Origin of the sequence: Nocardioides euryhalodurans (assembly GCF_004564375.1) — a bacterium.
Taxonomy (GTDB): Bacteria; Actinomycetota; Actinomycetes; order Propionibacteriales; family Nocardioidaceae; genus Nocardioides; species Nocardioides euryhalodurans.
Genome location: NZ_CP038267.1, coordinates 3,504,143 through 3,526,536, shown reverse-complemented (window position 1 = coordinate 3,526,536; position 22,394 = coordinate 3,504,143). Strand labels below are relative to the sequence as shown.

The following is a 22,394-nucleotide window of genomic DNA, read 5'->3' as shown; positions in this document are numbered from 1 at the left end:
GGAACCTCCGCGCAGCGCGGGCCGAGTGCGTACGTCGACCGGGGTCCCGAACCGTACGCGCGCCGGCTCCGCGCTGGTGCCCCTCAGGCCGTCACGGCACCCCGGACCTGCTCGAGAACGGCCTGCTCGCGCTCGCTGACCCGTTCGGCGTGGAAGCCCATGAAGCCGCCCTCCTTGGCCGCGTCGGCCGCGGCCTGCGCAGCCGTCACCAGCCAGCTCCCGAACGCGGTGCTCTCCTCGGCCGTCGCCCTGGCCGAGACGATGCCGACCACGGCGCGCAGCTCGTCCAGCACCTGATCTCCCGGACTGCTTCCCGCCGCGGTGGGCTTGAACCCCTTGAGCGGATTGTGGCGCTGCTGCGCCTGAGCCTGGATCTCCAACGCCACCTCGGTCAGCAGCTGTTCGTGGCTGGGAGGGTTGGTCGCCGCCCTGACCGTCGCCATCGTCTCCTTGGCAGCCTCGATGGGACCGCCCGGGTCGGCCAGCGAGATGGCCATCCCGGCCACCATGGGTGCCCGCACGACACGGGCCCACTCGTCCTCGGCGAAGTCGTCCTTGGTGGTCACGATGTCCTTCCCGTTCTCGCCCGGGGGCGGGCGTCGAGCGTGACGTCCTCCCAGACCGCGTCGCTCTCGTCCTGGCCTGCGTCGGGTCCTGGCACCGCCTGCGGCCTGTCGTGGCGTCGTCGGACCATCGTTGCGGCTCCCTCCGTCGATGCCGACGCTAGCCATGGAGGACCGTCACCAGATCACCCCTCGCGGACGAGGGATCGAGCCTGGTGGCGAGGCGGCACGGTCGCCACGCGACGCTCGAGAGGGTGCGCACCGGACCGCAGCGGATCCGGTCGAATTGGTGCAGGTGCACCACGCGCGGGCCGGGCGAACCCGCGGACCCTTGGCGCATGACGACCACGACTCCGGACGCCGCCACGACCGTCGGCACGCCCCTCTCACGGGCCGCTCAGCTCGCGACCGGCTGCTGCCTCCTGGTGGCTGGCCTCACCAACGGCCTCGCGCAGTACCTGGGGCACCTCGCGATGCCCGACCTCGCCGACTTCAGCGCGCAGATCAGGTGGGGGGTCGATCATCCCGGCATCCACGTCGCGGAGCAGACAGCCCTGCTGGTGAGCATGCTCGTGATGCCCCTGGGCCTGCTCGGGCTGGCCACCCTCACCCGCTGGGCGTCACCCCGGCTGACGGCCCTCGGCATCGTTCTCACCCTGTGGGGCATGTGGGGTTTCCACAACGTCGTGGCCCTCGGGTACGCCGCCGGCACCGTCGGCCCGGGAGCGATCGGGACCGAGGCGGCCGTCGCGCTCAACGACGGCTACCTCGACCACACGGGGACCGTCCTCACGGCGTTGCTGCCGCACCTCGTCGGGTCGTTCCTCGGCGTGCTGCTGCTCGCGGTCGCCGGCCTCCGTGGCCGGTCGCTGCCGCGGGTCCCGCTCCTCCTGCTCGTCGCCTTCCTCGTGTGGGACTTCCTCCTCCCCTCGACCGGCCTGCTGGAGCCGCACCTGCTGCTGGCGGTGTCGCTGGGCTGGCTCGGGGCCCACGTGCTCCTCCTCGCGCCCTCGGAGTGGCGGAAGCCGGGCAGCGGTCGACTGCAGGCCTGATACTGGAGCGGTGAGGGCCGCTCGTACGCTCGTCGGGGCCGCCGCCTCGGTGGCGCTGGCCGTCGTGCTCGCCACGGTGGCCCTCAGCCCGGACGCCGGTCAGTGGAAGCTGGTGCTGATCGCCCTCGCGCTGGGAGTGCCCGGCGCCCTGTGCGCCGTGCTCCAGCCGCACAACCGCGTGGGGTGGCTGCTGCTCGCCGTCGGCGTCGTGCTCTCGTGCCTGGGCCTGGCCACCCGATGGGTCGAGTCCGGCCACGCCAGTGCCTGGGCCTCTTGGGCGTCCGAGCGGTCCGGCGCGATCGTCGTCCCGCTGACGTTCCTGGCGCTGGTGCTGATGCCCGACGGGCAGCTGCCGTCGCCGCGCTGGCGACCCGCGGTCGTGGCGGTGGTCGTCGGCCAGGTGGCCGTCGTCCTCACCTGGAGCCTGGTCCCGGCCACGTCCGGCCCCGACAACCCGGTGGGCGTCCTCCCCGGCTCGTGGGCCGGCCCGGTGGGGAGCGCGGGCGACTGGGTGCTCCAGCTCCCCTTCCTGCTCGCCGTGGCCGCCGTCGTCGTACGGCTCCGCCGACACCCGGACCGGGCCCGCCTGGCGCCCGCGCTCGGAGGGGCGGCCGGCTTCGCGGTCCTGGCACTGGGCGGTCACGTGCTGTGGCCGCGGGCGGCCGACGCGCTCGACGTCCTCGGCGCGATGCTGCTCGGCGCCGGGATCACCCTCACGCTGCTCCGGCAGCCGGAGCCCGCACCCGGCCCGGCCCCAGCACCCCCACCCCCGGAGACCCCCGGGTTGTCGGGCCGCGAGCGCGAGGTCCTCGAGCTCGTCGCGGAGGGACTGACCAACCGGCAGATCGCCGAGCGTCTCTTCATCTCCCCGGTCACCGCGCGCAACCACGTCAGCCGGATCCTGACCAAGCTGGGGCTGGAGAACCGCACTCAGGCCGCGACGTGGCTGGCGCGGCAGGGGGCCGGGAACCCACCTTCTGCGAGCCCGGGCCCGTGAGCCGGAGCCACACGTCGCAGACGCGGTCCGGCAGTCGATCCGCTCAGCGCTCGTCCTCGAAGACGACGGGATCCCGCAGGGGCGTTCCGTCGTACCGGGTGACGGGGACCGCCTCGATGATGCCGCGCAGCCGCGCGCGGTCTCCCGCCTCGCAGCCCACCAGCAGGTGCTCGCTGCGCCCGCGCGGGTCGACCACTGCTGTGAAGCCGGCCGTCTCGACGGCGGCGAGGATCGTCGAGGGCTCGACGCCGTTGGGGATCTCGTAGGACACCGTGTGCGTGTGGGGGTCGTGCAGCCGGGCGTCGGTCTTCTCCTCCTGCCTCACGAGCGAGCGCAGGACCAGCGCCACGACGAGTCCGGCGATCATGACCAGGACCGCGATGAAGAGTGCCGCGCCCATCGTCCCCGCCTCCTCTCGTCCGGTCCACTGGTCCGGCCGCCGGGTGACGAGCGGTCGGTAGTCCCATGGTCGGTCTGCGCCGGTCCTGCGGGCAGAGTCGCTGGTCCCGACCTCCGGCCCGTTGGTCCCGTCGTGCCGACGTCGCGCGTCGCCTCATTCCGCCCGGTGGCGGCCGGGGCTCCTCCAGGGCTCCGGCTGGAGGAGCCCCCGGGCTGCCTCGACGACGTCGTCCTCGGAGAGCAGGACGGCGCCGGCGGCCGGGCCGAGCGGGATGAAGCTGTCGTGGCTGGTCACGCGTCGGACCCGGGCCGGGTTCCCGGCCTGGCCCAGGGCGGTGACGACCGACTCGGACACGCCGCCGCTCGCCCGGGTCTCGTCGACCACGAGGATCCGCTCGAAGCCGGCGGCGGCCTCGAGCAGCGCTGCGACCGGCAGCGGCGAGACCCACTGCAGGTCGACCACGGTCGTGGCGATCTGCTGCTGCTCGAGCCGGCGGGCCGCACGCAGGCTCATCGGCACGCCGTTCCCGAAGGTGAGGACCAGCAGGTCGTGGCCGGTGCCGTACGAGCGGGTCGTCCCGACCGCCGTCGCCTCGGGGTCCCAGCTGCCCGGCGCGGCGTACGGCGCGAGCCAGGCGCCGTCCTCCGCCTGGTGCAGGTCCCGCTGGTGGTAGAGCGCGATCGGCTCGACGTAGACGCAGACGCGGCCCTCGACGCGGGCGAGCGCGAGGCAGTTCCGCAGCAGGCCGGCGGCGCTGCTCGGGTGACTGGCCACGGCCACCGCGATGCCGGGGATGTCGCGGAGGACGGCCAGCGAGTTGTCGTTGTGGAAGTGCCCGCCGAAGCCCTTCTGGTAGGCGAGACCGGCGACCCGGACCACCATGCCGTTCTGGTACTGCCCGTTGCTGAAGAAGCGGAGCGTCGCCGCCTCGCCGCGGAGCTGGTCCTCGGCGTTGTGGAGGTAGGCGAGGTACTGGATCTCGGGCACGGGGAGGTAGCCGGCAAGGGCCATGCCGAGCGCGGTGCCGAGCACGGTCTGCTCGTCGAGGAGCGTGTCGAAGACGCGGAGGCCCCCGAATGTCTTGCGCAGACCCCGGGTCACGCCGTAGACGCCGCCCTTGCGGCCCACGTCCTCGCCGAAGACCACCGTGTCCGGCCGGGCCGCCATCGCGTCGGCCAGCGTGGCGTTGATGGTCTGCGCGAGGGTGAGGGCCGGCCCGTCCTCGGGCAGGATGCCGTGGAACGGCGCGGCCCGCGTCGGCGAACAGGCCGCGGCCTCGCGGGCCACCATGGCGGCTCGGGTCTCCACGAGCGGTCGTACGACGTCGTCCGGACGAGTCAGCCGCACAGCACCCACCCGGTCCTTCGCCGCCGCCATCACGTCCTGTCGGGTGCGCTCGTACAGGTCGACGACCTCGTCCACGGCGAGGGTGCCCGACCGGACCAGCAGCCGGGCCGTGGCCAGCAGCGGGTCCTCGGCGAGGTCGGCCTCGATCTCCGACGGCGACCGGTAGGCCAGCTCGACGTCGGACCCGGCGTGACCCAGGAACCGCACCGTGCGCAGGTGCAGCAGGACCGGGCGGCGCTCGCTCCGGACCGTGTCGACGGCCGACGTCACCACCGAGCGCAGGCCGAGCGGATCGCTCCCGTCCGCCGCGGCGTACTCGATCGCGGGCAGCGACGAGAGCATCCGCTCGGCCCACCCTCGCGGCGTCCGGGTGCTGATGCCGAGGCCGTTGTCCTCGCAGACGAGCAGCAGCGGCAGCGGCGTGCCACGGTGCGCGAGGTAGCCGGCGGTGTTGAACGCGCCGACCGCGGTCGAGTGGTTGACGGAGGCGTCGCCGAAGCTGGCCACCACGACCGAGCCCGACGGCCACGGGGTCTCGTGCTCCGAGGCACCCAGGTCGAGCGCGAGGGCCAGGCCGACCGCCCGGGGCAGGTGCGAGGCGATGGTCGACGTCTGCGGAACGACGGCGAGCCTGCGGCTGCCGATGACCTTGTGCCGGCCACCGGAGATCTGGTCCTCGACGGAGGACGCCACGCCGTCGAGCACGTCGCCGACCCCGCTCTCGCTGCCGGCCTGGAGGCACCGGGCGAGGTAGAAGGCCGCCGATCGGTAGTGCAGCAGGGCCGGGTCCGTCGGTGCCAGGGCCCGCGCGACGGCGGCGTTCGACTCGTGGCCGGCCGAGCCGATCGTGTAGAAGCCCTCGCCCTGTGACTGCAGCCAGCGGGAGGCGAAGTCCGTGTGCCTGCTCTGCACCTGCGCGACCAGCACCTGCTGCAGGTACTCCGCCTCACCCGCACCCAGTGCCGGGCCGTCACCCGCCGGGCACGACGAGACGGACGTCAGGAAGTGCTCGTCGATCGAGGTTGCCACGTCACGTCCGGCCTTTGCTCCAGGGGTGCTCCAGTCTGGGCTCCCATCGCTCGACCCGCCAGTGACCCGCCGCCGTCCACCCGACCGCACGCTCATCACAGGACGTCGTGAACCTGGCACAGGCTAGGGTCGCGAGCGTGGCCAGGACGTCCGAGATCGGCTTCGCAGCGGGCATCGGGGGACTCGCCGGAGCTTCGCTCGCGGCACACCGCGGCCCCGGGGCGGCGGCTCGGGCGGCCCTCGCCGGCGCGGTCGGCCTGGGGGCGTCGGAGGCGGTGGCCCGTGCCCGGCAGCGGGAGGGCGAGATCCCTGCGTTGTGGCACCGGATCGCGGTGAGCACGGCGATGGCGGCACCCCTCGGGTGGCTCGTGGGCGCGGCGACCGGTCTGGGACCTCGTGCGGTCGGCGCCGGCGCGGGAGCCGTGGTCGGGGCGATGGGCCTTCGCCCGCAGAAGGTCGCGATGGGCCCGGCCGTCGGTCTCGCCGTGGGCCAGGCCCTGCGCCGCGGACCGACGTCGGCGGCCCTGGTGGCCAGCAGCACCGTCCTGGCGTATCGCACCCTGTCGGCGATGCTGTTCCGCGACGCACAGGTCAGCCTGCTCGCGGAGCGGGTCAGGGCCGCCGACCTGCCGTTCGTGGTTCCCCGGCCGGCGCGGTCGCGGTACGTCGGCACCGGCTATGTCCGCGACCTCGCCGAGGAGCTGGGAGCCCGCTACACCGAGGACGCCGAGGACGCCGGCATCGTGGCGTCCCTGGACGCGCTGGCCGGACCGGAGCTCGACCCGGCACAGGTGGACCCGCTGGTGCGGGAGTTCTACGAGCACACGACGCGGTTCGCCCTGGACATCGTCCCGCGGTGGCGGCTGTGGGTGCGGCCCGGCTACCTGCTGTACCGGAGCCTGGTCGCGCGCCCGCTGGGCCAGGCCAGCCTTCCGATGAACCAGCGCGAGGCCCAGCGAGGGGTCCGCAGCCGCATCGACACGGTCACCGACCTCGACGGGGTGGTCTCCGTACGCGGCTGGATCCGGTCGTTCGCCGACGACGACGAGCCGATCATGACCGGCATCTACACGACGTACACCCATGACGGCCGCGGTTACGTGAGCGTCGGGTTCCCGGTCCCGGAGGGCAGCTTCACCGCCACGTTGCGCCCTGCCTCCCGCCCCGACCGCGGGCTGAGGTTGACCAGTCGCGTCGACGACGGTCAGGCGGGCCACTACCTCACCTACATCGACACCACCGCGGACGAGCTGACGGCCGTCGCGGTGCACGGCTTCGAGGAGCAGCTCGACGTCTTCGTCGAGGATGGCGTGCTGCGCGCCGAGCACGCGTTCTGGGTCTTCGGTTTCCCGTTCCTGACCCTCGACTACCGGATCGCACGCAAGGTCGATGCGTGACGGCGTGCGCCATGTGGATCAGGCGCATCCCGAACTGATCGTGGGGCCTCGCCCCACGAGAAGCGGCTCCACCCGAGGTCAGGTGGAGCCGCCCAGGGGCGTACTCGCTGGATGCCGCACGCGCAGCACCGGAGTGAACAGGCCCCGTCCACGTGCACAGGCGCCGGGACCTGGCGCACAGCGCGCCCGCTACCTCGAGGGAAACTCCGGGAGCGGTGTACGTCGGAGGGGGACGTCCCAACGCCGCGAGCCGGACGCGCGCTAACGTCGCTGAGTGCGCTCCCTCCGATGAGCGTCGCCCAGACTCCGAACGCTTCATGCCCCCAAGGGCGCCCCCCGGAGCGGGGCTGTCACGCGCGGTCGCGTGACGCTCCCTGGCTCGACGCGTCCTGCATGCGTTCGGCGAGTCCCGCCGCCACAGCGGCGATCGTGAGCACGTCCAGTGCCTCTCCGGCAGTCCTCACCAACCACGGCCGCCGGGCCGCACCAACTCGCAGGCGTAGCAGAACTCGCGTGGGTTCGCCCGCACCGGTGCCAGCCGGGCGCAGCACAATCGACCAGCTGATCAGGGCGCGGCCGCGTTGCGATCGGTACACCAGCGAGTGCGGCGGGTCGATCGACGCGACGGTGAACGTCTCCTTGGCTCCCCCGTAGTCCGGGACAGTGTCTCCTGGACTGAGGTGTTGCCATCTGGGCTCGATGTGCCGCAAGGCCCGGCGGCGTGTCGGCAGGCAACGTTCGACGTTCCGCGGCAGGTACCAACCAGCCCTGCCCTTGCCGAGCTGTCGCATCCACGGGAACACCATCTCGGGAGTTCCCGGGACGGTGAAGGCTCGGTCCATCACCACGTCCGCTGGCACGACGATGTCGTCGCCCGGACGCTGCTCGCCTCCCTCGGCTCGCGTGGCTGTGACGTGACTGAACACGTGCGTCTACCACCGACCTTCTCCGACCGCGAGTTCACGTACCAGTGCTGCTCACCCACCCGCGGTGGGCCGACCAGCTCGCCTGCCCAGAGATTGCGCCCGCGATGAGTGCGTCCTCAACATACGTCCATCCGCCGCACATGCCTCAGCTACGCCGAGCCGTCAGGTGTACGGCTACCTGATCGCCGTCGTTCTTCCCGATGGCCCGCCGGATCGCCGCCGCGATCGGGAGCTTGTGGGTGCCATCACCGAGTGCCATGAAGGCACCATCGAAGGGTTCACCGTCGACGGTGCCGGAGACCTTGACCAGGCCGCGGGTGCCGAAGATGGCGGCGGAGTCGGGAAGCTGAACGCAGGTCCAGGTGTCTCCCTCCCGGAGCCGGCCCAACGTCGCGGTGAAGCTGATGTCGAGAGGGCCAATGGCTGCACTCATGCCGGGAACCTTCCTGGTCGAACGAGGGTCTCGAAGGTCTGACCGGCGTCCCCCTCGTGAGTCATCGCTCCTCAGGCGGATCCGCCGCCTACCCCAAGGCCGGCCATTCCGACAGCTCCATGGCCACGCTCGCCCAGGCCAGCCCTGCTGGTCGCTGCGTCCCGCCGAGCGGGGGCGAGGATCACAGAGCCTGGGGCGCGAACAGGCCCAGCCGCACCACGGCTGGGCCTGTCACTTGCGACCGGGGCACGCGCAGTGGTGCGGGCACCCTCAGTCGGTTGGTGGGGTGTTCGTAGATTTCGAAACCCTCGGGTCAGCCGACTGTTTCTGCGGACAGGCACGGATGTCTGCACCCCAGACCGCCGGAACCAGCACCCGGTCCGAAACGTCAACCGCTGCCACGAACACCGCGGCTGGCACCATGCGGCTCGTGGACATCACCAACGATCTCGCCCCGACCGGCACCCTGCGTGCGTCGATCAACCTCGGCAACCCGGTGCTCGCCCAAGGCGCGCCCGACGCCCCAGGCGGCGTCACCGTCGACATCGCCCGTGAGCTCGGCTCTCGGCTCGGCCTCCCGGTCGAGCTGATCTGCTTCGATGCCGCGCGTGACTCGTTTGAGGCGATGGCCGCGGGCCGGGCCGACATCTGCTTCCTTGCCGTCGATCCTGCTCGCGAGGAGACGGTCGCGTTCACCGCGCCGTACGCGGTCATCGAGGGTGTCTTCGCGGTTCCCGACCACTCATCCCTCACCTCGGCCGCCGACGTCGACCGGCCAGGCGTCCGGGTCGGGGTCAAGAGGGGGTCCGCCTACGACCTGTTCCTCACCCGCACCCTGGCTCACGCAGAGGTCGTCCGTGGCAGCGAGGGCACCTCGGTGTTCAGCGAGCAGCAGCTGGAGGTCGCCGCCGGCATCAGGCAGCCGGTCGTCGACTTCGCCGCCAGCCACCGCGGGACCCGGCTGCTCGAGCCACACTTCATGGAGATCAAGCAGGCGGTCGGGACCACCCGCTCCCGCAGCGACCAGACGATCGGATTCCTGCACGCCTTCGTCGAGGAGCTGAAAGCCAACGGCTTCATCGCGCGCGCCCTCGACCGATCCGGCCGACGTGACGCGACGGTCGCCCCACCCGCCGCATGAAGCAGGCGCGACGAACGAGAGCCGCGCCGACGGGTGTCGGGGCGGCTCTCGTGTTCAGAGGGATGAGATCCGGTGGGTGGCCACCGGATCCGCTGATTCTGCGAAGTCTTCGCGTTCATTCTGCGAAGACCCCTTGGTGGAGCTGGCGGGAATCGAACCCGCGTCCTCGAGCGTCGAACCAGGTCTTCTCCGGGTGCAGTCGGTGATGTCGCTTTTCTCGGCCCCGGCGCTCGCACAGACACGTCGCCGACAGGCCCAGTCAGGAAAAAGTCCCGCTCACCCCTCCTGACAGGAGATGAGCAGCAAGTCCTCTAGATGAGGCCTGGGTCCGGGACGAGGACGGATGCCCGGTCAGACCCTTCGATCACTGCTCAGGCAGCGAGAGCGAAGTCGTTGCGCTTAGAGTCGGCAACTATAGGTTTCCAGCGATCGTTTACGAGATGACGCTGGCTTCTCGACCCGCTTCCCCTGGAACTAACGTCCCAAGTCGAAACCGATCAGCCCCTCTGGAGTTGTCAATCAACTGCTCCACGCAGTGTAGGGGTGAACGCCCACCGCGTCGCATCCATTCCTCTCCACAGGCTCAGCGACACCGTTGATCCCTGTCACCGCCGCCGCCTAGAATCGAACACACGTTCGATGTAGCCGACCGCGGAGAGGAGGGTCCGATGTCGACACTGCTGCAGGAGGTCCACGCGGCCCTCGACCGGGTGCAGCCGGGCGTCCCGTCGGAGGGGTACGCCGTGGCGGTGGTCGAGTGCGACCGGGCCGTACGCCGGCTCGAGGCGCTCAAGCTTCGGCTCGTCGCAGCCGCCGACCATGCGTTGGTGCCACAGCGGTCGGGTGCCCGCGACGCGGGCTCGTGGCTGGCGAGCCAGACCCGCGCCGGGCAGGCCCAGGCGGCCCGCCATGCCCGGCTCGCCACCTCCCTGGACCGCGACCTGCGTGCCACCGCCTCGGCGCTGGCCAGCGGCGACGTCTCGGTCGAGCACGCCGCGGTGATCGCGGATGCGAAGCGCAAGCTCCCGGCGGCTCTCACGCCCGCCCAGACCGGCGCCGTCGAGTCACGGCTGGTCGAGCAGGCGCGGACCTGCGACCCGGTGCAGCTGCGGCGACTCGCCCGGCGGGCGCTCGAGGCGGTGGAGCGAGACCCGGCGGTCGTCGACGCCCACGAGGACGGCCTGCTGGTCGACGAGGAGGCCGCGGCCCTGGCTCGGACGCGGCTGACCCTCCACGACCACGGCGACGGCACGACCTCCGGACACTTCACCGTCCCCACACTGGCGGCCTCGATCCTGCGACGGGTCCTCGACACCATGACCGCACCCCGACGCGGGCGGCTCGGCGCCGGCCGCGCACAGGCCGGCGACCAGGCGGTCGACCGCGGTCCCGCCCACGACCGGGGGCTGGCGTTCGCGACCCTGCTGGAGCGCGTCCCGACCGACCACCTCCACGGCAAGGTCGCCGCCACCGTGCTCGTGAAGCTCGACCTCGACACCCTCCGCGGCCGGCTCAAGGCGGCCGGGCTCGACACCGGCGACCTGGTCTCCGCCGGCGAGGCCCGCCGCCTCGCCTGCAACGCCGGCCTCGTGCCCGCGGTCCTCGGCGGGCAGTCCCAGCCCCTCGACCTCGGCCGGAGCCAGCGGCTCTTCACCGAGGCCCAGCGCACCGCGGGCGTGCTCACCCACACCTCGTGCGCGGCCGACGGCTGCGAGGTCCCGTACGCGTGGACCGAGCTCCACCACCGACGACCCTGGTCACGCGGCGGCCGCACCGACCGCGCCGACATGGTGCCGCTGTGCGGGTTCCACCACCGGCGGATCCACGACCGGGGGTTCCGTCACGCCCGGCTGCCCGACGGCAGCGTCCGGTTCACCCGGCGGACGTAGCCGGATGGATCAGTCGCTCACCGTTGTGCCACAGCACTGCACGCAACCACTCGTCGCCGAGGTCGAGGCGTTCGAGCGCGTCGAGCTGCGTCTCGTACGGGTAGGGGATGTTGGGGAAGTCGGTGCCCAGGAAGACCTTGCCCGCCAGGCCGAGGTCGCCCAGGCGGGGCGTCAGGTCCTGCGGCCAGCTTCCGCCCATCTCGGAGAAGAACTCCGTGAAGGCCATCGTCGTGTCGAGGGCGACGTGCTCGTGGCGCTCGGCCAGCTCCAGGAACTCGCGGTACTCCGGCGCGCCCGCGTGGGCGATCACGAGCCGCAGCTGCGGGTGGCGTCCGAGCAGCTCCGCGACCGGCCCGGGGCCGGTGAACTCCGTCGGGACCGGCCCGCTGCCCGCGTGCAGGACCACCGGCGTGCCCGCCTCGGCGAGGATGCCCCACGGCACGTCCAGCAGCGGGTCGCGGACGTCGAAGGCGCCGACCTGGACGTGCACCTTCATCACCTGCACTCCCCCGGCGACCCGCTCGGCGACGTACGCCGCTGCGTCGGGCTCCGGGTAGAACGTCGCGCACCGCAGCGCCTCCGGCACCCGCTCGGCGAAGTCGTGGGTCCAGTCGTTGAGGAACTCCGCCATGCCGGGCTTGTGGGCGTAGGCCAGTGCCGTGAAGTGTCGTACGCCGAGGCCGCGCAGCACCTCGACCAGCGCCTCGTCGCTGTCGCGGTAGCGGAGCGGCCACGGCCGGCCGATCAGCGGGCCGGCCGCGTCGAACTGGGCCCGCACCTTGGCCATCACCCGCGGCGGCAGGAAGTGGGTGTGGAGGTCGACAAGTCCGGGAAGACCCAGGCGCTGCCACCCAGGCTCAGTCACGCATGCCCTTCAGGTGGCGGCCCAACGCCTGCTCCTTCTCACGGTTCGCGGTCCGGGCGGCGATGGTGTGCCGCTTGTCGTACTCCTTCTTGCCGCGCGCCACCGCGATCTCGACCTTGGCCCGGCCGTCCTTGAAGTAGAGCGCGAGCGGGACGAGGGTGAAGCCCTTCTCGGAGACCTTGCGCTCGATCCGGGCGATCTCGGAGCGGTTGAGCAGCAGCTTGCGGCGCCGGCGCGCGGCGTGGTTGGTCCAGGTGCCCTGGGAGTACTCCGGGATGTGCACGTTGTGAAGCCACACCTCGCCGTCGTCGACCTCGGCGAAGCCGTCGACGAGCGAGGCACGCCCCTGCCGCAGCGACTTCACCTCGGTGCCGACCAGCACGATGCCGGCCTCGTAGGTGTCGTCGATGTGGTAGTCATGGCGCGCCTTCTTGTTCTGCGCGACCATCTTCTGCCCCTGCTCCCTGGCCATCCGACCATTCTCTCAGGCAGGGGCAACGGGTTTGGAGCCGGCGGAGGTCAGAGCCAGCCCATCGGGTTCACGGGCTGCCCGTTGACCAGGACCGTGAAGTGCAGGTGGCAGGCGGTCGACCAGCCGGTGGTCCCGGAGTAGCCGACGACCTGGCCGCGCTCGACCCGCTGTCCGGCGCTCACCGTGTCCGAGGACAGGTGGTTGTAGACGATCGTGAGGCTCTTGCCGCCGACGTTCCCGACGTGGACGAACACTCGGTTGCCGTAGGTCGACGAGTAGTACGTCGACACGACCGTGCCGGACGCCGACGCGACCAGCGGCAGGCCACAGCCGCCCCCGAAGTCCGTCCCGTTGTGGAGCGAGTAGTAGCCGTAGATCGGGTGCGTGCGCATCCCGAACGGCGAGGTGACGTAGCCCCCGGGGATGGGGTTGGACAGGAAGCCGCCGCCCGACTGGGACCGTGAGTACGACGGGGTGCTGGCCCGGGCCGACCGCCGGGCGATCAGCTCCGTGATCCTCTGCTCCTCGGCCTTCAGCTTCTGCAGGTCGCGCAGGTCCCGCTGCCGGGCGATGGCGGCGCGCTGCTGGGCGCTGCGGCGCGCGGTGACGGTGTCGACGACGCGGGCCTTGGCCTCGCGGGCTCGGGCGGTGAGGTCCTGCGTGACGACCAGGTGCTCGGCGGCCTCCTGGCGCTCGACCTCGACCTCGGCCTCGGCCTCGGCGACCTGCTCCTCACGGACCTGGAGCAGCACCTCGGAGGCGCGGAGCTCGTCGTAGGCCCGTGTCTCGCGCTGGACGACCACGTCGCGGGCCTCCTCGGCCCAGGTGAGGTCGGCGGGGTTCTGGGCCTGCATCATCGAGGCGAAGGTCTCCAGCTGGGTGTCGCCGTCCTGGTACATCTGGGTCACCATCGAGGTGACGGCCTCCCGCTGCTGCGAGAGGTCCGCCCGACCGGTGGCGAGCTCGGCCTGGGCCTGCTCCAGCCGGGCGCGCGCCTGCTCCAGCTTGATCCGCATCGCCTCGTCACGCTCGCGCGCGACATCGAGCTGGGCCAGCGTGCTCGCGAGCTCGGCGCGGGCCTGGTCGAGCTCGGCGCGGGCGGCGTCGAGGGCGGCGGCGGCCCGGCGCATCCGGGCGCTGGACTCCTCCAGCGCGTGGTCGGCGTGCTCGAGGCGCTTCTCGACGTTCTTGCGACGGTCGTCGAGGTCGTCGGCGTGGGCCAGGGGAACACTCACCGCGCCCAGCGCCAGCACACCCGCCGAGGCGGCTGCGAACAGGCGGTGGCGAGCGGTACGGGGGAAGAAGCGCACCGGGTCTGCCTTCGAGGTTCGGGGAAGTGGAACACCTCGACGGTAACCGAGCAGGATCAGACTTTGAGGTATTTCCGCGTCAGCACGAGTGTCGGCAGCAGCGTGAGCAGCGGACCCACCACGGCGACCACCGCCACGGCGACGAGGTACTCGGGCAGCCCGATCCACGGGATGAAGCCCACGAAGTCCTCGAGCCGCTGCCGAACGCCGAACCACATGAAGGCCCCCATGGCCCCCGCGGCGAGGGCCACGCCGATGATCGCGGTAACCACCGCCTCGAGGAGGAACGGCAGCGCGATGTAGAGGGTGGAGGCTCCCACGAGCCGCATGATCCCGATCTCGCGGCGGCGGGCCAGGGCAGCGAGTCGAATGGTGTTGGCGACCAGCAGCAGGGCCGCGATCACGAGGAACACCGCGATCACGAACGCACCGATCTGCATCGCGTCGATGCCTCGCAGGATCGGGCCGACCACCTGGCGCTGGTCACGGACCTGGCTGACGCCGTCGAGGCCCTGGACGGCGCTGGTGATGCCCTGGAACTCGTCGGGGTCCTCGAGCGTGATCCAGATCGACTTGGCCATGTCGGCCTGGGTCGCGGCGGCGTTGGGGCCCTCGAACTTCTCAGGGCCGATCAGCACCTTGACCTTCTCGAACGCCTCGGCCTTGGACTCGACGTACCAGCTGGAGACCTCGGGGCTCTCGTCGACGACGTCCTCGATCGCCCGCTGCTGAGGCGCGGTGACCTCGGTCGGGCAGGCCGGGTCCGGATCGTTGTCGCGGCACATGAAGACCGTGATCTGGAGCTCGTTGCCCCACTGCTCACCGGCGCGGGTGGCCTGCTGGTTGAGCATGACGCCGAAGCCCACGAGGGTGAGCGAGACGAACAGGGTGAGGATCACCGCGATGTGCATGGACAGGTTGCGGCGCAGGCCCTGGCCGAGCTCTGAGAAGACGTAACGCAGCTGCATCGGTGAGGAGGCTCTCTTCGGGGTGGGGAGCGGGTGGGCTCGCGGGTCGGTCAGTGCTGGAAGCCGTAGGCGCCCTGCGCCTGGTCGCGCACGACGCGACCGCCCTCCAGCTCGATGACGCGCTTGCGCATCTGGTCGACGATGCTCGAGTCGTGGGTCGCCATGACGACGGTCGTCCCGGTCCGGTTGATCCGGTCGAGCAGCTTCATGATGCCGACCGACGTGGCCGGGTCGAGGTTTCCGGTCGGCTCGTCGGCGATCAGGATCATCGGACGGTTGACGAACGCACGGGCGATCGCGACGCGCTGCTGCTCACCACCCGAGAGCTCGTCGGGGAACCGGTCGCCCTTGCCGTCGAGCCCGACCATCTCGAGGGTCTCGGGGACCAGCGTCTTGATGTCGCCGGCGCCCTTGCCGATCACCTGGAGCGCGAAGGCGACGTTCTCGGAGACCGTCTTGTTCGGCAGCAGCCGGAAGTCCTGGAAGACGGTGCCGATCTGGCGCCGCAGGCGGGGAACCTTCCAGCCGGCGAGCCGGTTGATCTCCTTGCCGGCGACGTAGACCCGGCCCGAGGTGGGGCGGGACTCGCGCAGCACCAGCCGCAGGAACGTGGACTTGCCCGAGCCGGAGGCGCCGACGAGGAAGACGAACTCGCCCTTCTCGACGTCGACGGAGACGTTGTCGAGGGCGGGAGCGCCCTGACCGGGGTAGGTCTTGTCGACCTTCTCGAAGCGAATCACCGGATCGAGAGTAGTCGAGGCACCGCGGTGCCTCCCAACCCTCGCCCCCCGGGCGCGCCACGGACCGGCCGCCGCATGACAGAGTTCTGCCATGCGCGGAGGGCGACGGGCCTCGGGGGCCGGGCGGCTGGGGGTGGCCGCGGCCACGCTGGCGCTGGTCGGCTGCACCGGCGGCGAACCGGCCGGCCAGTCGCCCGCGAGCCAGGTCCCCGCGCCGGAGCCGACGTCGCTGGCGGCGTACGACGTGGCGGGAGCGGTGGCCGCCCGCGCCCCCTTCTGCGACCGGGTCTCCCCCACCGGCATCGAGCACGCCCTCGGCGACGTGCCCGAGGCGCACGAGGAGCACGCCAACGGCGATCGGTTCCGGCTGCCCGACGGGTCGCGGAGCGTCTCCCACGAGTACGGCTGCTCCTGGACCGCCCCGGACGGTACGGCGGCCCGCGCCTGGGTCTTCGCGCCACCCGTGACACCGGCCCGTGCGCGCCGCCTGGCGGCCGACGCCGCGAGGGGCCGGTGCACCCGGGTCGGCAGCGGCGACTTCGGGAAGCCGTCCGTGGCCCTGCGCTGCCGGACCGAGGAGGGCGTCGAGTCCTCCTGGCGCGGGCTCCTCGGCGACGGCTGGCTCACCTGCACCCTCGGACCCGTCGACGACCCCGTCCGGCTCGAGGAGCGTACGGAGGAGTGGTGCGTGGCCGTGCTCGAGGCGGCGCGCGCCTGAGGAGTCAGGCGAGGTCGAGGCGGGTGAGCACCTGCTGGGCGATCTCGTCGGGCGTCTGGTCGACGTCGACCGCCATGCCTGCCTCGTCGTCGTCGAACTGCTCGAGGGTGTCGAGCTGGGACTCCAGGAGGGTGGGCGGCATGAAGTGGTCGCGGCTGCTCATCCGCTCGAGCAGCAGCCCCTTGTCGCCGACCATGTGCACGAAGAACGTGTGCTCGCCGCCGGTCCGCAGGATGTCGCGGTAGGACCTCCTCAGCGCCGAGCAGCTGATCATCGTCGGCTGCCCGGCCGCGTCGCGCTCACGCGTCCAGGCTGCGAGCGACTCCAGCCACGGGATCCGGTCCTCGTCGACCAGCGGCCGGCCGGCCGACATCTTGTCGATGTTGGCCTGCGGGTGGAAGTCGTCGCCCTCGGCGAACTCCCACCCCAGCCGGGCGTTGACCGCCTGGCCGGCCGTCGACTTGCCCGACCCGGACACCCCCATGAAGACCAGGTGCCAGACCGGCCCGCTCCCGGTCATGGCGTGGCGTACCAGAGCGCCAGCGCCAGCACGAAGATCGACAGCCCGAGCGTCGTCTCCATGACGGTCCAGGTGCGGAGCGTGGTCTTGACGTCCATCCCGAAGAACCGGCTCACCAGCCAGAAGCCGGAGTCGTTGACGTGGGAGAGCACCGTCGCGCCGGCGGCGATCGCGAGCACCAGGCAGACCAGGTCGACCGACGACAGGTCGGCGCCCGCGGCAGCCGTGCTCAGCAGCCCGGCCGTGGTGGTCAGCGCCACCGTCGCCGAGCCCTGCGCGACGCGCAGGATGGTGGCGATCACGAAGGCCGAGACGATCAGCGGCAGGCCGAGGTCGGCGAGCGAGTCGGAGAGGGCCGTGCCGATGCCGCTGTGGCGCAGCACGCCGCCGAACATGCCGCCGGCACCCGTGATCAGGATGATCGCGCAGATCGGGGCGAGCGCGTCGTTCAGGATCACTTCCGTGTCGGCGAGCGAACGGCCGCGCGTCCCGAGCGTGTACGTCGCGACCAGCAGCGTGATCAGCAGCGCGATCGGCGTCTGGCCGATGAAGACCAGTGCGTCGACCACGGCCGACTCCCCGATGGTGCCGGCGAGCACCAGCGTGGTGAGGATCGTGTTGATGCCGATGAGCACCAGCGGCAGCAGCAGGATCGTCAGCACCAGCCCGAACGTCGGCGGCGCCTCGGTGCGGGTCTCGGTCGCGGTGCCGGTGCCGCCGCCGACGCCGGGCTCGTCCGCCTTGCGACCGGTGAGCATGCTGTCGTCGATCGGCACGTAGATCTTGCCGCCGTAGTAGCGGGTGAAGAGGTAGGAGCCGACGTACCAGGCGAGGACCGCGACCGGAGTGCCGATCAGCAGCGTCAGTCCGATGCTCGCGCCCAGCAGGTCAGCGGCGGTCACCGGCCCCGGGTGCGGCGGGACGATCGCGTGCATCGCAGCGAAGGCACCGGCCGCGGGGAGCGCGTAGATCAGCACCGAGCCGCCGAAGCGCTTGGCGACGGAGAAGATGATCGGCAGGAAGACCACGAGGCCGGCGTCGAAGAAGATCGGGAAGCCGAAGAGCAGCGCCGCGATGCCCAGCGCGAGCGGCGCCCGCTTCTCGCCGAACTTGTTGATGAGGGTGTCGGCCAGCACCTGCGCGCCGCCGGTCACCTCCAGCAGCCGCCCGATCATCGCCCCGAGCCCCACCAGGAGGGCGACCGTGCCGAGTGTCTTGCCGAAGAAGTACGTCGTCACGAACGCGACGTCCGTGAGCGGGATCTGGGTGGCGATCGCCGTCAGCACGCTGACGAGGATCAGCGCGACGAACGCGTGCATCTTCAGCCGGATGATGAGGAACAGCAGCAGGAGCACGGCGACGCCGGCGATGGCGAGCAGGATGCCGGCGGAGTACGCCGGTTCGATGGGTGCCGGATCCACAGGGACCTCCCGAGCGAGTGAACTGGGTCACCCGACCCTAGAGCACCCCGGACCCGCGGCGCCGGACCGACCGTCAGGCGTCCGGGGCTGCGGCGCCCGGACCTCGGTTGGGCTGTGCCCACGAGACGAGGTCGGGGAGCTCGACCTCCCGGTCAGAGGCGTGGAGGAGCAGCTGGACCAGCTCCCCCGCCGTGCGCGAGACGGGCCGTTCGGGGTGCTGCACGACGCAGATGTCCCGCCGTACGACGGGGTCCACGAGAGGCCGGGACAGCAGGCCTGCGAACTGCATCAGGGGCAGTACCAGGCCGGGGGCCGCGGTCACCCCCAGGCCTGCTGCGGTGAGACCCGCGACCGCCGCGATGTTGCGCGCCTCCGTCTGCGGGCCGACCGAGACGCCTCGCTCGCGCAGGGTCCGGTCGGCGTGGTCCCGGATGCTCGACGTGGTGTCGAAGGAGACGAAGGGCCGTCCGGCGAGGTCGGCCCACCGGACGGTGTCCTGCTCGGCGAGCTGGTGCCCCTCGGGGAAGACGCACGCGAACGTGTCCGTGGCAACGCGCCGCACCAGGAGGTCCTCGGTGTCCTGCGACGCGACGGTGAGCGCCAGGTCGACCGCTCCGGTGCGCACCATCTCGAGGACCTCCCCTGAGAGACCGTCGCGCACGCTCACCGACACCTCGGGCCGAGGGCCTCGGAACGCCGCCAGCGCCGCGGGCAGCAGGGTGGCTGCGACCGACGGGAGCGCCGCGACGACGATGGTCCCCCGCTCCCCCGACAGGTACCCCTCGAAGTTGGCCAGCGTCGCGTCGAACTCCGCGAGGAGCCGCCGCGCCGCTCGTACGAGCTCGACGCCGTCGGCCGTGGGAGCCACCCGGCGCGTGGTCCGCTCGAAGAGCTGGACGCCGAGGCGGCGCTCCGCCTCCAGGACCGTTCGCGAGAGCGACGACTGCGCCACCCGGAGCTGCCCGGCGGCCGCGGTGTAGCCCCCGGCATCGGCGACGGCCACCACTGCGCGCAGGTGCCTCACGCCGATATTGATGCTCACAGCACATCAATATATGTCAGATCAATGTTGGACGTGCTCGAGTGAGGGCAGTCACACTCGGTCGAGCCGTCCCTCCTGAAAGGCCGTCATGCTGTCACTCATCGGCTACCTCACCGTCGCCGTCATCCTGACCCTCTTGCTCACCAACCGGGTCGCCGCCGTCGTGGCCCTCGCCGGCGTCCCGATCGTGGGCGCCCTGATCGCCGGCTTCGGACCTGCGGAGATCGGCGAGCTCGTCACGGCGGGCCTGGGTGGCGTGGTCGGGACCGCGACCATGTTCGTCTTCGCGATCGTCTACTTCGGCCTGATGCGGGACGCGGGCATGTTCGATCCCATCATCACGCGGATCGTGCGCTTCGCGGGCAACGCGCCCGTGACGGTCTGCATCGGCACCGTGCTGCTCGCGATGGCGGCCCATCTCGACGGCGCCGGAGCGACGACGTTCCTGATCACCATCCCGGCGATGCTGCCGATCTTCGACCGGCTCGGCATGAGCCGCCTGGTGCTGACGACCTGTGTCGGACTCGGGGCCGGCGTCATGAACCTCCTGCCCTGGGGCGGCCCCACGGCCCGTGCCGCCACCACCACCGGCGTCGGGGTGAACGAGCTGTGGACTCCCCTGATCCCCGCCCAGGTGGTCGGGATGGTCTGCGTGGTCCTCGTGGCCTGGCACCTGGGGCGCTCCGAGGACCGGCGGCTCTCCGCCGTCGGCCGTCAGGACGACGGGACGACCGCGGAGCAGAGCGACGACACGGTCGCGCGGCGCGAGGTGACGGTCACGACCGGCGCGGCAGCGTCGGCCTCCGACGAGGAGCCGAGGTCCCGGGCCGCTGGACGCGCCGTCGAGCCCGCGCCGCTGGAGCCGGCGGGCGCACCTGACGACGTGCAGGCCGAGCTCCGTCGACCGCGCCTGTTCTGGTTCAACGTTGCGCTGACCGTGGCCGTGATCGCCGTGCTCGTGGCCGGGATCGCCCTCCCCGAGGTCGTCTTCCTCGTCGGCGTCGTCATCGCCCTCGTCGTCAACTACCCCGGTCTCGCCGAGCAGACGCGGCGGATCGAGGCCCACTCCAAGGGAGCGATGCTGATGGCCACGACGCTGCTGGCGGCCGGCGTCTTCCTCGGGATCCTCGAGGGGAGCGGCATGATCGAGGCGATGGCCGACACCGCTGTCTCGGCCCTCCCCGGTCAGGCAGCCCCGGCCCTGCCGCTGCTCGCCGGCGTCCTGGGAGTCCCGCTGAGCCTGGTCTTCGGCCCGGACGCCTACTACTTCGGAGTGCTGCCGGTCCTCATCGGCATCGGCGAGCAGTTCGGGGTCTCCGGCGTGGACATCGCGCAGGCCTCGCTCCTCGGCGAGGAGACCGTCGGCTTCCCGATCAGCCCGCTCACCGGATCGTTCTTCCTCCTCGTCGGCCTCGGCGGGGTGGACATCGGCCGCCACATCCGCCACCTGATCGGGTGGGCCTGGCTGGTCAGCCTCGTCATGCTGGCGGCCGCCGTCGTCACCGGCGCGGTGCCGCTGTGGGCGTGAGCGTCCGGCTCGGGGCCGGGGCCGGCTTCGCCGGCGACCGGATCGACCCGGCCGTGGACCTGGTGACCCACGGCGACCTCGACCACCTGGTCTTCGAGTGCCTCGGCGAGCGCACCGTCGCCGCCGGGCACGCCCGCCGCATGGCAGACCCCGCGACCGGTCACGACCCACTGCTCGGGCGACGGCTGAGTGCGGTGCTCCCGACCGCACACGAGAAGGGCACCACGATCATCACCAACTCCGGTGCGGCCAACCCGGTGGCCGGCGGCGAGCTGGCCCGCAGGATCGCCGACCGGGCGGGCGTCCCCAGCAGGATCGCGGTGGTGACCGGGGACGACGTGCTCGAGGTCGTACGTGACCTCGACCCGGTTCTGTGGGAGACCGGTCGTCCCCTCTCCTCCGAGACGGCCGAGCTGATCTCCGCCAACGCCTACCTCGGGTCCGACGTGATCGTGGAGGCGCTCGAGACGGGCGCCGACGTCGTCGTCGCGGGTCGCGTCGCCGACCCCTCGCTCTACGTGGCTCCGCTCGTCCACGCCCACGGCTGGGCCGCCGACGAGTGGGACCGCCTCGGCGCCGGGACGATGGTCGGGCACCTGCTCGAGTGCGCCGGCCAGCTCACGGGAGGCTACTTCGCCGACCCCGTCACCCAGCCGGTCCCCGGGCTGGCTCGCCTCGGCTTCCCCTTCGCCGACGTCGACCCGGACGGCAGCGCCGTCCTCGGCAAGACGACGACGAGCGGCGGCCGCCTGGACCCCCGGACCTGCGCCGCCCAGCTGCTCTACGAGGTCGGCGACCCCGGCGCCTACCTCACTCCCGACGTCACCGCCGACTTCTCGGCCGCGCAGCTGGTCAGCGCGGGTCCGGACCGGGTGGCCCTCTCCGGAGGTGCGGGCACTCCCCGACCCGAGCAGCTCAAGGTCACCGTCGGCTTCCGCGACGGGTGGCTCGGCGAGGGCCAGATCAGCTATGCGGGGCCCAGGGCGGTGGCCAGGGCCGAGCTCGCGGCCGAGGTCGTCCGGGAACGGCTCGTCACGGTCCACGGGCTGCAGGAGGACACGGTGACGGTGGAGCTGATCGGCGCGGGAGCCGCCTTCCGCGGCTGGGCACTCGCCCGCGACGCGCCGGAGGTCCGGCTCCGGGTGTCCGCCCACACCCCTCGCGAGGAGGCGGCCCACGCGGTGGGGTGGGAGGTCGAGTCCCTCTACACGAATGGCCCGGCAGGGGGCGGTGGCGCCCGGAGCACGCACCACGAGCTGGTCTCCATCCGGTCGTGCCTGATGCCCAGGGTCGCCGTGACCCCGCGAGTGGAGGTGGTCTGAGTGAGCACGGTGGTGGACGACCTGGCCGACGTGCGGGCCGGGGACAAGGGCGACACGCTCATCCTGGCGGTGCTGCCGCGCGACGGGGACGCCTACGCGACCCTGCTCACGCACCTGACCCCGGACCGCGTGGCAGCACACTTCGGTGACCTCCCGGCGTCCGGGGTCGTACGCCGGGAGCTGCCCGGCCTGCCCGCCCTCGTCCTGGTGCTGTCAGGGGTGCTCGAGGGAGGCGTGACGGGATCCACCGTGCTGGACGGTCACGGCAAGACCCTCAGCCACCACCTGCTCGGGCTCGAGCTGGTGGACTGAAC

Annotated in this window: 22 protein-coding genes and 1 other RNA gene; 9 read left to right on the top strand and 14 right to left on the bottom strand. The window is 71.9% G+C overall.

The window, feature by feature from the left end:
• Positions 1–83 precede the first annotated feature (83 nt).
• Entirely contained in the window at positions 84–566 is a 483-nt protein-coding gene (locus EXE57_RS17095) for a hypothetical protein (protein WP_135079586.1), read from the bottom strand.
• Between the two features lie 335 nt (positions 567–901).
• On the opposite strand from EXE57_RS17095, the gene EXE57_RS17090 reads away from it, so the two are divergent.
• Positions 902–1,615, top strand: coding sequence for a hypothetical protein (locus tag EXE57_RS17090; RefSeq protein WP_135079584.1), 714 nt, complete (start codon positions 902–904; stop codon positions 1,613–1,615).
• Positions 1,616–1,625: 10 nt separating this feature from the next.
• Positions 1,626–2,612 (top strand): helix-turn-helix transcriptional regulator, encoded by a 987-nt coding sequence (locus EXE57_RS20410; RefSeq protein ID WP_279633170.1) that lies wholly within the window; start codon positions 1,626–1,628, stop codon positions 2,610–2,612.
• A 43-nt stretch (positions 2,613–2,655) separates the two neighbouring features.
• On the opposite strand, the gene EXE57_RS17080 is transcribed toward EXE57_RS20410, so the two are convergent.
• Positions 2,656–3,012, bottom strand: a complete 357-nt coding sequence (locus EXE57_RS17080; RefSeq protein ID WP_135079582.1) for a hypothetical protein — start codon at positions 3,010–3,012, stop codon at positions 2,656–2,658.
• A 153-nt stretch (positions 3,013–3,165) separates the two neighbouring features.
• Positions 3,166–5,388 carry a thiamine pyrophosphate-dependent enzyme gene (locus EXE57_RS17075; RefSeq protein ID WP_208542896.1) on the bottom strand — a complete coding sequence of 741 codons (2,223 nt, stop codon included), beginning with the start codon at positions 5,386–5,388 and terminating at the stop codon, positions 3,166–3,168.
• A 137-nt stretch (positions 5,389–5,525) separates the two neighbouring features.
• On the opposite strand from EXE57_RS17075, the gene EXE57_RS17070 reads away from it, so the two are divergent.
• On the top strand, positions 5,526–6,785 hold the full coding sequence (locus tag EXE57_RS17070) for a hypothetical protein (RefSeq protein ID WP_135079578.1): 1,260 nt from the start codon (positions 5,526–5,528) through the stop codon (positions 6,783–6,785).
• A 350-nt stretch (positions 6,786–7,135) separates the two neighbouring features.
• Here EXE57_RS17070 and EXE57_RS17065 read toward each other — a convergent pair whose 3' ends face one another.
• Both EXE57_RS17065 and EXE57_RS17060 read right to left on the bottom strand, forming a co-directional pair.
• Entirely contained in the window at positions 7,136–7,711 is a 576-nt protein-coding gene (locus EXE57_RS17065) for a hypothetical protein (RefSeq protein WP_135079576.1), read from the bottom strand.
• A gap of 145 nt (positions 7,712–7,856) precedes the next feature.
• Positions 7,857–8,144 (bottom strand): DUF1905 domain-containing protein, encoded by a 288-nt coding sequence (locus tag EXE57_RS17060; protein WP_135079574.1) that lies wholly within the window; start codon positions 8,142–8,144, stop codon positions 7,857–7,859.
• Positions 8,145–8,565: 421 nt separating this feature from the next.
• Between EXE57_RS17060 and EXE57_RS17055 the strand changes: the two genes are divergently transcribed.
• Complete coding sequence (locus tag EXE57_RS17055; RefSeq protein WP_135079572.1) at positions 8,566–9,285, top strand: transporter substrate-binding domain-containing protein; 720 nt, start codon at positions 8,566–8,568, stop codon at positions 9,283–9,285.
• A 134-nt stretch (positions 9,286–9,419) separates the two neighbouring features.
• On the opposite strand, the gene ssrA is transcribed toward EXE57_RS17055, so the two are convergent.
• Positions 9,420–9,790, bottom strand: a transfer-messenger RNA (tmRNA) gene (ssrA, locus tag EXE57_RS17050).
• 163 nt (positions 9,791–9,953) lie between these two features.
• Here ssrA and EXE57_RS17045 point away from each other — a divergent pair.
• Positions 9,954–11,174 (top strand): HNH endonuclease signature motif containing protein, encoded by a 1,221-nt coding sequence (locus tag EXE57_RS17045; protein ID WP_135079570.1) that lies wholly within the window; start codon positions 9,954–9,956, stop codon positions 11,172–11,174.
• On the opposite strand, the gene EXE57_RS17040 is transcribed toward EXE57_RS17045, so the two are convergent.
• The 5 genes from EXE57_RS17040 to ftsE are packed head-to-tail and all read right to left on the bottom strand — an operon-like array spanning position 11,158 to position 15,529.
• Positions 11,158–12,039, bottom strand: coding sequence for an amidohydrolase family protein (locus EXE57_RS17040; protein ID WP_244246883.1), 882 nt, complete (start codon positions 12,037–12,039; stop codon positions 11,158–11,160). The genes EXE57_RS17045 and EXE57_RS17040 overlap by 17 nt on opposite strands.
• A complete protein-coding gene (gene smpB, locus EXE57_RS17035) occupies positions 12,032–12,511 on the bottom strand; it encodes an SsrA-binding protein SmpB (RefSeq protein ID WP_135079568.1) in 480 nt (159 codons plus the stop codon). The genes EXE57_RS17040 and smpB overlap by 8 nt, the downstream gene beginning before the upstream one ends.
• A 47-nt stretch (positions 12,512–12,558) precedes the next feature.
• Positions 12,559–13,821, bottom strand: coding sequence for a M23 family metallopeptidase (locus EXE57_RS17030; protein WP_135079567.1), 1,263 nt, complete (start codon positions 13,819–13,821; stop codon positions 12,559–12,561).
• A 56-nt stretch (positions 13,822–13,877) separates the two neighbouring features.
• Positions 13,878–14,789: a permease-like cell division protein FtsX gene (ftsX, locus tag EXE57_RS17025; protein ID WP_135079565.1), complete on the bottom strand. Its 912-nt coding sequence runs from the start codon at positions 14,787–14,789 to the stop codon at positions 13,878–13,880.
• A 50-nt stretch (positions 14,790–14,839) separates the two neighbouring features.
• Positions 14,840–15,529, bottom strand: a complete 690-nt coding sequence (gene ftsE, locus EXE57_RS17020; RefSeq protein WP_135079563.1) for a cell division ATP-binding protein FtsE — start codon at positions 15,527–15,529, stop codon at positions 14,840–14,842.
• A gap of 91 nt (positions 15,530–15,620) precedes the next feature.
• Between ftsE and EXE57_RS17015 the strand changes: the two genes are divergently transcribed.
• Positions 15,621–16,247, top strand: a complete 627-nt coding sequence (locus EXE57_RS17015; protein ID WP_135079561.1) for a hypothetical protein — start codon at positions 15,621–15,623, stop codon at positions 16,245–16,247.
• Between the two features lie 4 nt (positions 16,248–16,251).
• Here EXE57_RS17015 and EXE57_RS17010 read toward each other — a convergent pair whose 3' ends face one another.
• From EXE57_RS17010 to EXE57_RS17000, 3 genes are all read right to left on the bottom strand, one after another.
• Entirely contained in the window at positions 16,252–16,767 is a 516-nt protein-coding gene (locus EXE57_RS17010) for a gluconokinase (RefSeq protein WP_135079559.1), read from the bottom strand.
• Complete coding sequence (locus EXE57_RS17005) at positions 16,764–18,188, bottom strand: GntP family permease (RefSeq protein ID WP_135079557.1); 1,425 nt, start codon at positions 18,186–18,188, stop codon at positions 16,764–16,766. Before EXE57_RS17005 ends, EXE57_RS17010 begins: the two co-directional genes overlap by 4 nt.
• Positions 18,189–18,261: 73 nt before the next feature.
• Positions 18,262–19,230 carry a LysR family transcriptional regulator gene (locus EXE57_RS17000; protein WP_135079555.1) on the bottom strand — a complete coding sequence of 323 codons (969 nt, stop codon included), beginning with the start codon at positions 19,228–19,230 and terminating at the stop codon, positions 18,262–18,264.
• An 88-nt stretch (positions 19,231–19,318) separates the two neighbouring features.
• Between EXE57_RS17000 and EXE57_RS16995 the strand changes: the two genes are divergently transcribed.
• From EXE57_RS16995 to EXE57_RS16985, 3 genes are read left to right on the top strand one after another with little or no spacing between them, the layout of a single operon-like run.
• Positions 19,319–20,758, top strand: a complete 1,440-nt coding sequence (locus EXE57_RS16995; protein WP_135079553.1) for a CitMHS family transporter — start codon at positions 19,319–19,321, stop codon at positions 20,756–20,758.
• Entirely contained in the window at positions 20,755–22,080 is a 1,326-nt protein-coding gene (locus EXE57_RS16990) for an acyclic terpene utilization AtuA family protein (protein WP_208542895.1), read from the top strand. The genes EXE57_RS16995 and EXE57_RS16990 overlap by 4 nt, the downstream gene beginning before the upstream one ends.
• Complete coding sequence (locus tag EXE57_RS16985; protein ID WP_135079549.1) at positions 22,081–22,392, top strand: AtuA-related protein; 312 nt, start codon at positions 22,081–22,083, stop codon at positions 22,390–22,392.
• The last annotated feature ends 2 nt before the right edge of the window (positions 22,393–22,394 follow it).